General features: G+C 52.2%; 11 protein-coding genes. 4 read left to right on the forward strand and 7 right to left on the reverse strand.

Features of this window, described 5'->3' with window-relative positions; translation table 11 throughout:
• Positions 1-80: 80 nt before the first annotated feature.
• Together PJI16_20685 and PJI16_20690 are read right to left on the reverse strand one after the other, a co-directional pair.
• Entirely contained in the window at positions 81-2,057 is a 1,977-nt protein-coding gene (locus PJI16_20685) for a cation:proton antiporter (protein ID MDT3779982.1), read from the reverse strand.
• Positions 2,058-2,448: 391 nt separating this feature from the next.
• Complete coding sequence (locus PJI16_20690) at positions 2,449-2,808, reverse strand: sulfite exporter TauE/SafE family protein (protein ID MDT3779983.1); 360 nt, start codon at positions 2,806-2,808, stop codon at positions 2,449-2,451.
• Between the two features lie 354 nt (positions 2,809-3,162).
• Here PJI16_20690 and PJI16_20695 point away from each other — a divergent pair, with 354 nt between their 5' ends.
• The 3 genes from PJI16_20695 to PJI16_20705 all read left to right on the forward strand — a co-directional run bounded on the left by PJI16_20695 (position 3,163) and on the right by PJI16_20705 (position 6,620).
• Positions 3,163-4,020, forward strand: coding sequence for a class I SAM-dependent methyltransferase (locus PJI16_20695; GenBank protein ID MDT3779984.1), 858 nt, complete (start codon positions 3,163-3,165; stop codon positions 4,018-4,020).
• Between the two features lie 20 nt (positions 4,021-4,040).
• The gene (locus PJI16_20700; protein ID MDT3779985.1) at positions 4,041-5,576 is read left to right on the forward strand and encodes an NFACT family protein; all 1,536 of its coding nucleotides are present in this window, start codon (positions 4,041-4,043) and stop codon (positions 5,574-5,576) included.
• Positions 5,577-6,152: 576 nt separating this feature from the next.
• On the forward strand, positions 6,153-6,620 hold the full coding sequence (locus PJI16_20705) for a hypothetical protein (protein ID MDT3779986.1): 468 nt from the start codon (positions 6,153-6,155) through the stop codon (positions 6,618-6,620).
• Positions 6,621-6,895: 275 nt separating this feature from the next.
• Here PJI16_20705 and PJI16_20710 read toward each other — a convergent pair whose 3' ends face one another.
• Complete coding sequence (locus PJI16_20710; protein MDT3779987.1) at positions 6,896-7,792, reverse strand: LysR family transcriptional regulator; 897 nt, start codon at positions 7,790-7,792, stop codon at positions 6,896-6,898.
• Between the two features lie 140 nt (positions 7,793-7,932).
• On the opposite strand from PJI16_20710, the gene PJI16_20715 reads away from it, so the two are divergent.
• A complete protein-coding gene (locus tag PJI16_20715; protein MDT3779988.1) occupies positions 7,933-9,423 on the forward strand; it encodes an MFS transporter in 1,491 nt (496 codons plus the stop codon).
• Between the two features lie 182 nt (positions 9,424-9,605).
• Here PJI16_20715 and PJI16_20720 read toward each other — a convergent pair whose 3' ends face one another.
• The 4 genes from PJI16_20720 to mobB are packed head-to-tail and all read right to left on the reverse strand — an operon-like array spanning position 9,606 to position 12,356.
• A complete protein-coding gene (locus PJI16_20720; GenBank protein ID MDT3779989.1) occupies positions 9,606-10,397 on the reverse strand; it encodes an ABC transporter permease in 792 nt (263 codons plus the stop codon).
• Complete coding sequence (locus PJI16_20725; GenBank protein ID MDT3779990.1) at positions 10,394-11,149, reverse strand: ABC transporter ATP-binding protein; 756 nt, start codon at positions 11,147-11,149, stop codon at positions 10,394-10,396. Before PJI16_20725 ends, PJI16_20720 begins: the two co-directional genes overlap by 4 nt.
• Positions 11,149-11,847, reverse strand: coding sequence for a NapC/NirT family cytochrome c (locus tag PJI16_20730; GenBank protein MDT3779991.1), 699 nt, complete (start codon positions 11,845-11,847; stop codon positions 11,149-11,151). Before PJI16_20730 ends, PJI16_20725 begins: the two co-directional genes overlap by 1 nt.
• A gap of 5 nt (positions 11,848-11,852) precedes the next feature.
• Positions 11,853-12,356, reverse strand: coding sequence for a molybdopterin-guanine dinucleotide biosynthesis protein B (mobB, locus tag PJI16_20735; GenBank protein ID MDT3779992.1), 504 nt, complete (start codon positions 12,354-12,356; stop codon positions 11,853-11,855).
• Positions 12,357-12,371 lie beyond the last annotated feature (15 nt).

A 12,371-nucleotide genomic window follows, 5' to 3' on the forward strand; every position in this document is an offset into this window, starting at 1 on the left:
AAAAGATGTTCTAAGGAGATTTCCCTGTGCCGGGTGGAGTTACGGTTCGACACCAATCCACTGTGGGAGATCTCCCCACCTTATCCAAACAGGGCACGCTCAGCTCGCTGGAGATCATCAGGCGAGCCGAATAATACCACGACATCCCCTGCCTCCACCCTGGTTTCGCCTGACGGCATGAGTTGTCGTTGCCCTTGCCGTACCAAAGCGGCAATCGCAACGCCCTTAAGATTCAGTTCATGTAATGAGTGTCCCACAACAGAACTGTCCGGATGTAGCACGACCGGTCGAAGGCGGTCGACGTTGTGTTCTTCCCGCGTGTCAGCCAGCAGGCTATCGCCCAGAAAGAACTCACGTAATAAATGATAACGCCCATTGCGCTGTTCCCGCATTCGACGTGCCACGCGGGAAATGGGCACGTCCAGTAACACGAGAGCATGTGCGGCGATCATGAGACCGGCCTCCAGCGTCTCCGGCACCACCTCTGTCGCGCCAGCCGCACGCAATTCCTCGACGTGGGTTTCATCGCGGGTGCGTACCATGATCGGAAGATCCGGACGTAAAGTCCGAAGGTGATGCAGAGTTTTATGGGCCGAGGCCACATCTGCGTGGCCGATCACGACCAGCCGGGCCGTGCCGACACCAATCCCTTCTAAAATCGTACGTTCGGACGCATCTCCGTAAAAAACTCCCTCTCCTGCGATATTCGCCTCCTTTACCCTGGACGGATCCAGATCCAATGCCACATAAGGAATCTGTTCCTCTTCCAGAAGATGAGCCACACTCTGCCCAATACGTCCGTACCCGCAAATGATGACATGATCGCGAAGATGTCCGATTGTTTCTATGCTGACTTGGGGCACCGCATCCTTTCCCTCTCGGGCCGGACGAGGAGCACACCAGCGAGCAAGCACCTGGTTGTACCGGATAAGAAATGGAGCAACAATCATCGAAAATAATACAGAGGTCAGCACAATCTGCCCGATTTTTGGTTGGATCACACCCACGTCCAACGCGATAGAGAGCAAAGCGAACCCGAATTCACCTCCCACAGCCAGCAGCCAACCGGTACGCCAGGCCGTCATCGCGTCCATTCCGGCAATGCGTACCATCAGTGCCACGAGTAAGGTCTTGATGAGCAACAAGACCGTGGCTCCCGCCAAGGCCAAATGCCAAATTTCCGGGATTGTCGACGGGTCGACCAACATACCGATCCCGATGAAGAATAGACCAAGCAATACGTCGCGGAAAGGACGAATTGTCGATTCCACCTGATGTCGGAATTCGGTCTCACCCAGCATCATGCCTGCCAGGAACGCACCGAACGCCATAGACAGGCCAAGGCTACTCGTGGTCCATGCCGAGACCAATGACACAAATAGCACTGTCAGGGTAAACACTTCCGTGGAGCGGAGCTCCGCGACCAGATAAAACAACGGGCGCATGACCCATCGTCCGGCCAGAAAGACCAATCCGAATGCCAGGGCCGCTTTCGCAAATGCCATTCCGAGCGAGCTGGCCAGAACCACGACCTCCGTATTCGCCATAGCAAGCACAGGGATGACGACCACGAAAGGAACTGCCGTAACATCCTGGAAGACGGACATGGCTATCCCCAACCGTCCATGCCGGCTATGCTCCTCTCCCTGATCAGTGAGTTGCTTACTGATAATGGTTGTGGAGGACTGAGCGAAGACCGCTCCCACCACGAAGGCCGCCGCAATGGGCATCCCCACGAGCCAAGCCAGGAGGCCCACCGCGATCGTCGTAAGCAGGACCTGTCCCGTGCCAAGACCCAGTAGCTGATGACGCAAGGCATGGATCTGCGGCATCGAGAAGTTCAGGCCAATGGTAAACAATAAAAAGACGATGCCGAATTCTGCCAGTGCGCGAATGGGCTGGGCTTCAATCACCGGCCCAGGGGTGTACGAACCGAGCAGAAGGCCAACGAGCAGATAACCAAGAGGCGAAGGAATATGCAACCGGTGGAATGCAACTACAACAACCACGGCTGTTCCGAGTAATAAAAGAGACTGCAGGAAAAACTGCTCTATCATTGGGATCCTTTTGGAACCATCGATGCCATACCGGACTAAAATTGTTCTTGCGTCACAAACAATCCGCCACCAATTACTTACGTCTGTTCCGAAGATACTCCGAAACCTATCAGGGGAAACGTATCACGACGGACGGTGTCGAGTCCTAAGAAGTACAAAACTCATCCTGAAAGGATAAAACCGGCCATGCGGGCTACAATCAAAGATGTAGCCCATGAGAAACCATGCCAACAATAGTTACTATTAAATATGATTGATTGGCAAGAGCCACTTCTGGAAACATCTCATTCCAACAAAAAATGAATGTAACCTTCACGAGAGATTCAATAGCGAAAATAAACGACCCCCGGTACTGCTTCTGATGTTCATTGGCTAGTGACTCCCCCTGCACCTACTTTTTTACAAACAAATATATCGCCAGGCCGATGAGAATGACGGAAAAGATTTTTTTGAACATGTCAGTGGGGACACCTTCAATAAGGCGAGCACCGATTTGTGCCCCGATGATTCCTCCCAGGCCGAGCAGGAGGCCATATTTGTAATCCACGTTAGCCAGCCTACCGTGGGCAACCAAAGCCGAGACCGCAATAACCAGGATCCCCACGAATGAGGTGCCTACGGCTTTTTGTGCCGTGAAGCCCAGGAAAAGGAGAAGGGGAACCATCAAGAATCCGCCACCAAGCCCGGTGAAGGAAGCACCCATACCCACAAATACCCCGCTCGCAATAATGGCTAACGATGTCACATCCATGAAAGCTTTCCTTTTCGATCTTGTGTGCAACCAAAGCACCAAATGTTACAAAAAACCATGAAGTTGAATGACAGCGAATTTAACCGGAACAGGTAATTTTAAAATTCTTTTTTCTCCTTTCCTCACCCCAGGACTAATACACTTAAAAGAGCGGAAAAGGTCGAAGATGGAATGAGTTTGGAGTGATTCAACTGTTCCCGGCCCATATCTCTGGAAAGAGACCACCCCATTCCCGTAAGATTGCAAACCACAACAAGCCATCAATTGAGGGTTTCCTGATTTCAATAATACCCCACCCGACTGTTTGGCGAAATCTTAAAATGAATTCACTCTCATAATAGAAATGAGGTTTCCATGAGTTCTGCTGAATTTGACTCTTCCCAACCAATTTCAATGGCTCAATTGGCCGATCCCCATCTTCTTTATCAAAAGAGCGTGCAAAGCCCTGAACTTGACATGCCGTTCCTCACTGAATATTTCGAGAGCTATACCAACACTCCCCTTCGCCACTTTCGGGAGGATTTCTGTGGAACCGCCTTTTTATCCTCCCATTTTGTAACCAGGCATCCCGACAATCATGCCATGGGCATCGACCTGGATTGGCCCACGCTGAATTGGGGCATCAAACACAACGTTTCTCATCTGACTCCCGAGCAACAGCAGCGACTCACATTGGTGAATGACAATGTCTTGAACGTCCAATACCCCCTCTCGCAACTGACCGTCGCCATGAATTTTAGTTATATGGTTTTTCGTGACCGCCCGACCCTTTTAGAATATTTCAGGAATGCCAGGCGATCGATTCAGCCCGGCGGGTTGTTTATGCTGGATATCTGGGGGGGCAGCGAAACGCAGGTGGAACAAGAGGAACATCGAGACATCGAGAATCCGGTTGATGACGGCATCGGCGATTTTATCTTTGTGTGGGATCAGGATGTCTTTGAACCCTCCACGTATTTCTGTACAACCCGGATTCATTTTCTTTTCCGCGATGGCAGTGAGCTTCGCAATGCCTTTGTCTATGATTGGCGCTTGTGGACGATTCCCGAAGTCACAGAACTCATGAAAGAGGCCGGTTTTAAAGACGTGCACTTTCTCTGGGAAGGCCTCAATGCAGAGGCAAATGAAGGGACAGGCACCTATCATCGCGTGGAGAAAGGTGATTCCGATCCATCATGGATCGCCTATCTGGTTGGCCAGAATCCAGAATAAGGGATGGTGTCAGCCAAACTATGGCTCTTTCCCTTTTTGAATGTGAGTCTATTGTCGGAGAATTGAACCGGGCTCTTGTCGGTGGGTTCATCCAGAAAATCCACCAACCCCGGCTCCTTACCCTCACCCTCGATGTCCGAACACGAGGACAGACGAGTACCTTACTCGTGAGCGTGGAACCCCGGTTTGCCCGCCTACATCTTACCTCTCAGAAGTTTGAGAATCCGCCGACTCCCCCACCCTTTTGTTCTTTTCTGCGTTCCCACGTGGAGGGTGGGCGCATTGTGGAGATCAGCCAGGAGCCCGGGGACCGGATTGTGTTTATCACCATTGTGAAAGCCGAGCAGGTGTGTGTTTTGGTGATTGCGTTGATCGGCAATCAGGCGAATGTGCATTTGTTGAATGAGAAAAAATTGACGTTGTGGTCATTACGGGAATCGCGTGTGAAGGTCGGAGAGCGCTATGCGCCCCCAACATTGAGGCCGGTGAAACCGTCGGAGGCTCTCCCTCCCCCCTCCATGGCTGGACGGGTCCCTCAGAACGGGATCGTTATTCAGCAGGAAGGCGAAATGAGTGAACCGCTTTCTGAATCCTTTACTGAAGGAAAAGGAGCGTTTAGGGAAATATTTCCGGTGTCGGCTGAACTGGAAGCCCGATATGGCCAACAAGAACAGGAGGAAGGCCAGGATGCCATTCTTGAACAGCAACTGTTTCAGGCTCGAAAGGCGCTGAAGCATGCGAAAAGAAAAATTCAGGCCTTACAAGAAGATTTCAAAAAGACGGAGCGGTTTCGGGAATATGCCCGGTATGGAGAACTATTGAAAAGTCATCTCCATGAAATCAAAAAGGGACAGGAGAGCATCGCCATGGTTGATTATTATGATCCCGCCTTGCCCACTCTGACTCTCCCTCTTGACCCATCTAAAGATGCCGTGTGGAATATGGAAGATTACTTTCGAAAATATCGTAAATTTATCGGGGCTCAGGAACATCTCCAACCCCGTGTGGACCATGCCCAACAGGAGATGGCCCGATTGGAGGCAAAATTGGCGCAGTTGGAACAAGGGATCGTAGATTCTGATTTTTCACCAAAACCCAGCAAAACACGAGGCTCCTCTGTTCCTTCTGGCACTCGAGTATCCAAAGGCAAACCGGCTCCAGCCCAAGCCTACCGGACATATACCTCTGTCGACGGGCTCCCGATTTTAGTCGGAAAAACAGCCAAGGATAATGATCATCTGACATTGAAGGTCGCCAATGCGGATGACCTGTGGCTCCATGCACGAGGGACACCAGGCTCTCATGTGGTTGTCCGGTTGGAGAAAGGCGCCACGGTGCCACCGGAGACCTTAAAGGATGCGGCGACGCTGACCCTCTGGTTTAGTAATTTGCGAAAGAGCGGGAAAGGCGAAGTGATTTATACTCTGCGGAAGTTTGTCAGGAAAGGCAAAGGCTTTAAACCCGGTTCCGTCACGGTGGAGAGAGAAAAGTCGCTCTGGATTGAATTAAAAGAAGATCGATTGAAGAGGTTGAAGGGCGAAACAAGCCCTGGCTAACCATGTCATCCAGATCCATTCGAATTCGCTCAGGAAAAGGTCCGACGAGACTCTAAAAAAGTCGATCATCGTCAACCGTGGCACAGACCCTTCGCCCGTGACCGATAACCAGGAAATTATTGACTTTTCCAATCCGCCGTTTTCTCTATCAAGAACAAACTACTTCTCTGAGAACGGAGCCATTACTATAAAACTGTTTCCCCTTCCTCAGTCTTGGACCGGCGCCACGACAGCCTATGAATGAGATGCTGGGCTAACCGAAGGATTAAACCCAGAAACACACAAGATGAAAACGAAAAGAAAGTGCCTGCAACTCCTTCAAGAAATCATCTTCAATTCTCACACTGCACAAAGCACTCACTAATAGGGTGCATGCCCTCACCCCCTTTTCCGTATTGCCTGACTTTTCTGACTTAACCACTAAAAAAAAGACCTAAAAATCACGATTATTACCAGAGAAAAAAAGAAAAACGAAAACAGTTCACCTCTGAACTGCGCGATCTTCACATGAAGCGCTAAGTTCGTGCGTATAGGAAATTCGAATCCAACCGATAGGATGAGCTATCGGAGGGGGAAATGCGAAATATTTGTACGCTTGGCCTTGTGGGTTTCTTCGTACTCCTTGGTGGATGTGCCTCTCACCATACGGTTAATGATGAGCAGATTGATCTCTATCTCAGCACAATGGATGATAAGCATTTCGTCTGGTGCGAATTAGATCTGGAGCAATGTCGACATGACTTTGAGCAATGGAAGGATACCGCAGGAGGTCGCAGGATAATTCAGGAATTCGAAAAAGAGGATACTGGTCAAACGGACAATATTCAGCACTTGCCGCATGTCTTTCGTACGCGGTTTGTGGATGAAGGCCAGTTAGGAGAGGAGTTGCTAGGAGGAGAGGGTAAGGGGCAAACTTTCGGTCAGGATACCGAAGGATTGGTCAGGTCCGATTCGAGTATCGATGAAAAGGACCATGCCACACAAGAAGGAATGAGCATGATTCCAAAAATTCAGGATCCCCACTTCGTGCCCCAAATACCTTGATAACCCATTAGGGAATAAATCACCAAGACAGTGAGTTTTTCCGGTTCGTTCGCAGACTTCCCGCTTTCGCTCTGATACAGCAGATTTAACCTCACCATTCGGTTCAGATCCATCCCCCGTTGTTAGTCGATCATCATTCGTCTCCACCTTGGAAAGAGCAAACAGTCGTGTAACCAACAGTATCTTCAGGACTGCGCCCCTACCTCGATGGTTTGCACCTGATCCGGTAGGCAATCGGCAATCATGCTCGGGTGGACTTCAGAAAATTTTCACCTTCAGCGGATCGCCGCGCAGATATCACGAACGTGTCCGCGCAGCCAGCGATGCGCGAGATCGGCATCCAGGCGCGGGTGCCAGAGCAGGGAAACCGTGACCTCCGGTAGAGAGACCGGAAGGGGAAAACTATGCATCCCGGCCCGCAAGTTTCCTGTGTGTCGTTCAGGAACCGTGGCGATCAGGTCGGAGGCTCGGGCGAGAGCCAGCGCCGTCGAAAAGCCACCGACGATCGTGACAATTTTTCGCTCCAGCCCGAATGGCTCCAAGGCTTCATCAACCGATCCCTTGTCGAGACCCCGCCGTGAGACGACGATGTGCTTCCCGGCAGCATAACGGGAGGGCGTGATCTTCCCCTTGCTCAGCGCATGCCCCATTCGCACGACCCCAATAAACCGGTCTCGGAACAAAGCCTGCGCGCGCACCTCCGGAGCAGTCGTATCGGCCACAACGCCGGTTTCCAGATCGACGGTCCCGTCGCGAAGGGGCGCGCTGTCTTTGTTGGGCTTCTGCACGAAGCGCAACCGCACACCAGGAGCTTCTTCGCCGATGCGGGCAATGAGGGCCGGTCCGAAGTTCTCCACAAAGCCTTCGCCGGTCCGGAGCGTGTACGTCCGGACGAGCTGTTTGAGGTTGAGTTTCTCGGCAGGCCGTAGAACGGCTTCTCCGTCCTGCACGAGTTGCCTCACCCGCTCGCGGAGTTCGAGCGCTCGAGGTGTGGGAACGAGGCTGCGTCCGGCCCTTACCAACAGCGGATCGCCAACCGTCTCACGCAATCGCGCCAGCGCCCGGCTCATCGCCGACGGGCTCAGCCGCAACCGTTGGGCCGCGCGCGCCACACTCCCTTCCGCGAGCACCACATCAAGCGTGACAAGCAGGTTGAAATCAGGGGTCGACATGCATTGATTTTAGCACAGTTTATTCCTGATGTAGCGTCACACGCACGAATAAAGTGCAAGTGGTGCGTCTTCCGCCATATCAAACATGAGGGTATATTTTGGATAGCAACATATCGGGAGTTGCCAAAAAGTGGGAGCCTATGTTGAAGCCAACCATTGCAACACAAGATGTGATCGTAACTGGAAGTGCAGAACAGACACCGTCAGTTCGGTGGGCGCTCATCGCCCTTTCCCTATCCATGTTGCTATCTTCACTCGACACGAGCATCGCCAATGTGGCGTTGCCGACGTTGACACGGGCCTTCACCGTCTCCTTCCAGGAAGTCCAATGGGTGCTTCTCGCGTATCTCCTTGCCGCCACGACTCTGATCGTCAGCGTCGGACGGCTCGGTGACATCATTGGCCGACGACGGCTGCTATTAGCCGGAATTTTCCTGTACACGGTGGCCTCGGTTCTCTGCGCAACCGCGCCCACGTTCTGGTTGCTGATTGCCGGGAGGGCGGCCCAGGGCCTCGGCGGGGCCATTATGATGGCCCTCTCCATGGCATTTGTCGGTGAGACAGTTCCAAAGGCAAAGATCGGTAGCGCCATGGGCCTGCTCGGAACGATGTCTGCAATCGGCACCGCTCTCGGTCCATCGCTCGGCGGCGTGCTGATCGCTGGATTCAGCTGGCAGGCCATCTTCCTCATCAACCTACCCCTGGGTATCCTGACTTTTCTTCTGGCACATCAATACCTGCCAGTTGACCGCCGAGGGCCGAAGACGGATCGGGCCGGATTCGACTATGTGGGTACGCTGCTGCTTGCACTGACGCTCGCGGCTTATGCACTCGCCGTGACAATTGGGCGCGGCAGTTTCGGTGCCCTCAACATCGCTCTCCTGTTGGCTGCGGCCTTTGGGGTCAGCCTCTTCGTACTCGCTGAGAGGAGAGCAGCATCGCCCTTAATCCAATTGGCGTGGTTTCGCGATCCAGTGCTGAGTGCCGGCCTTGCCATGAGCGCACTCGTCACGAACGTGGTGACGGCGACGCTCGTAGTCGGACCATTCTATCTCTCTCGTGCGCTCGGGCTCGATGCGGCCATGGTTGGACTCGTTTTGTCAGTCGGTCCGCTTGTCGCCGCACTGACTGGGGTGCCCGCCGGTCGCATGGCGGACCGTTTTGGCGCGCAACGCGTGACCATCGTCGGGCTCATCGGAATGGCGGCTGGTTCCTTCATTTTATCCATGATGTCGACGACATACGGTATCCCTGGCTACATTGTCCCCATCGTGCTCATCACCGGCGGATATGGGTTGTTCCAGACCGCCAACAACACTGCCGTCATGACAGATATCAGCCCTGACCAGCGTGGCGTGACTTCCGGAATGCTTAATCTAGCGCGCAATCTCGGACGCATCACGGGTGCATCGGTAATGGGCGCTGTGTTCGCTTATGCATCGGCAACGATCGACATCACAACTGCACATCCCGAGGCCATTGCCACGGGTATGCAGATTACATTCGGAGTCGCGGTGATGGTGATTGTCGTTGCGTTGGCCCTCGCGATTGGAACTAATCGCCGCACATTGCACAATCGGGAATTTGCTCCGGAGGCAGAGTTCCAGGCCGACGGGAAAGTTTTAGAATGACCGCTCTGCACATTAATTCAAGTTGCGCATTCCATTGAAATTCATCATGGGCGAATGGCACATCCCCATGATGATAATAGGAACCAGGGAAGCATTAATGGATTGCAACCCATTTGTTCTTTTCTTCCTGTCCGTTGGACAGGGGGAAAATGAAGGAAGATGTTTGGTCCGTTTTGAAAAATTTATTCCCCTACCCGGACAAGCATACCGCGCTCTTTGCAGATACTGAAGGTGTGATAAAACCATGCCACGATGATCACAAGAAACCCAAAATTGAGGCCGGTCGCCCACAGTAAATGCATCACAGGTAAATCCCCAGTGGTGAGGACTCCACGCATCCCTTCAAAGATATGCGCGGGAGGGACCATCCAGGCAATCGACTGGAGCACAGGCGGAAGAACCTCAATGGGGTAAAACACGCAAGATATGGGTTGAAAAAGAAAGACCATGCCCCAGGCCAGCACTTCGGCCTGCTGCCCGAAGCGCATAATGATGGAAGTGGTAAGCACCCCAATGATCCAGCCGGATATCACCAGGTTGAGAACGAAGGGAAGTAGCGAGAACCCCATCTGGAGGATATCGTAGGAATAAAACACCCAGGCAAAGAGCATCATCAACCCGCCTACGGCCGTCACCTTGAGCACACTCATGGTCATGGTCGCGACAAGATATTCTCCGACGGTTAACGGACTGGCAAACAGGTTCATCAGATTTCGAGCCCACATTTCCTCTAGAAATGAGACGGCAATGCCTTGCTGCGCGCGAAACAATACATCCCAGAGGATCAGTGCTCCAAGAAAAAAGGAGACGGCGCCATGCAGCGACATCCCGACCTTTTCCAGATAAATCGTAATGAATCCCCACACCACGAGATCTAAAAACGGCCAATAAAAAATCTCCAGCAAACGGGCAAAGCTTCGCTTGTAGAGATACATATGACGCGATAATAAAGCGAGGATACGACCGAGACTCATGGGCCGTTCTGTTCCCTGGCCAACTTTAAAAAGACCTCTTCCAGATCTCGTTGGCCGTAGCGTTGAATGATTTCCGGGGCGGTGCCTTCTGCCACAATCTTCCCTCGTTGCAGGAAGATGATCCGATCGGACATTTCCTCCATCTCCCGCATGTTGTGCGAGGTATAGAGAATACTCAATCCTTCAGAGCGTTGGTATTCTTTTAAAAACGATTTAATTTTATTGACAATATCAGGATCCAAACTGGCTGTAGGCTCGTCCAGAAACAGAACCTTTGGTTCGGTCATGATGGCTTTGGCCAAGGTGAGCCGCGACATTTGGCCTGAAGACAGTTTTCTTGTGAGGCGATGCCGGATATCCTCCATCTCCAACTTTTTGACAATGTCATCAATACGCTGTTGAATATGCTTGAGTTCATAGAGCCGCGCGATGACCTTCAGGTTTTCCTCTACCGTTAAGGAAAACGGCATCGAAATATAGGTGGAGGAAAAATTCACCTGTTGAAGAATAGTTTCTCGATGTGTGGCCAAATCCAGGCCAAACATGTGAATGCTCCCGACGGTTGGTGTGATCAAACCCAACAACATATGAATCGTGGTGGTTTTGCCAGCACCATTCGGCCCCAGCAGACCGAGTATTTCACCTTTTTTGATGTCGAAAGAAATATTATCGACGGCCGTAAAGCCTTGAAACCGTTTGGTGAGGTTTCGAACTTCAACCACAGGAGAAGCGTTGGAACCCGAGGCAGGCATTAAAACAAAAACCCACCGATTTTATCGGGTAAATGGCAGGTTTCACAGCGATTACTCAGCACTTCGCCTTCGTAACGTTGTTCCCCATCATGACAACGAAGGCAATCGGCCATGTTGGCCTTCCAGAGCACCGAGTCTTTTGGATGATCTGGTTCATGGGGTTGGTCATCGAGTTTGACATGCCCGCGCGGGATCACAATGGGATACGCTTTAATCGGCGATCCATGGACGACACGCCCGTGACAGGTCGTACACCCCTCCCCTTTCCCACGCTTCTCAAAGGCCTCCATGTGTTCCCGGTGATTCATAATCAATCCCACATCTTTCACTGGTGCGGGAAGATCACGAACGGAGACTTCTGTCACCCGCAAGATGGCTCGATGACAATTGATGCACACGGAGGAAGTCACATCGGATTTCAAATTGTGCGGTTCGGTCGGGGTTCCGAAGAATGTGATCGCGACGTCTTCTATTCCGGCAAAGACTTTATCCTCAATGAACCCGGAGATGCCTGGACGCACGTGGCAATCAACACAGGTGACATCTTTATGACTGGACCGAATCCAGGAATCGTAGGAGGGTTTGATGGTATGACAACTCGCACAGAAGGTAGGCTGATTAGTCAGCGGGATTGCCGCAGCGCCTCCTAAGGCCAGCACCAGGAATGTGGCCGCAATGAGGGTCAGGCCTTTTCCCATGGAGGTTACGAATCCCTTTTAAGGGGGAACTGTTTCATGATCAGCTGCGCCAGGCCCTGGACGTCGTCCCGATCAAACCAGGGTGCCGCGCATTCAATGTGTTTCATCGAGGCTACCGCCAACAAGCCATCCAATGACACATCCACTTCTTGTAACTGCTCACGCACGACGACGACCTTGGGAAAGCCGTGGCTTTTCCAGCCTTCGGCAATAATTAAATCGATTTCTCCATTAATGAAACGGTCCCGAACTTGATCGACAGGAAGTTCTTCCGGGACGTCAGCAAACATGGCCAAGCTACCTTTGGATAAGACGATAACCGCGCTGGCCCCTGCACGTTTGTGACGCCAACTGTCTTTGCCTTCGGTATCCAGGTCAAACCCGTGCCCGGCATGCTTGATGGTAGCTACTCGATAGCCCGCATGCGTCAGTTCCGGGATCAATCGTTCGATGAGAGTCGTTTTGCCACTGTTGGAGCGGCCAACAAAACCCAAAATGGGAGGTGTCATGATGAACCCTATATT

Source organism: Nitrospira sp. MA-1, assembly GCA_032139905.1.
Lineage (GTDB): Bacteria > Nitrospirota > Nitrospiria > Nitrospirales > UBA8639 > Nitrospira_E.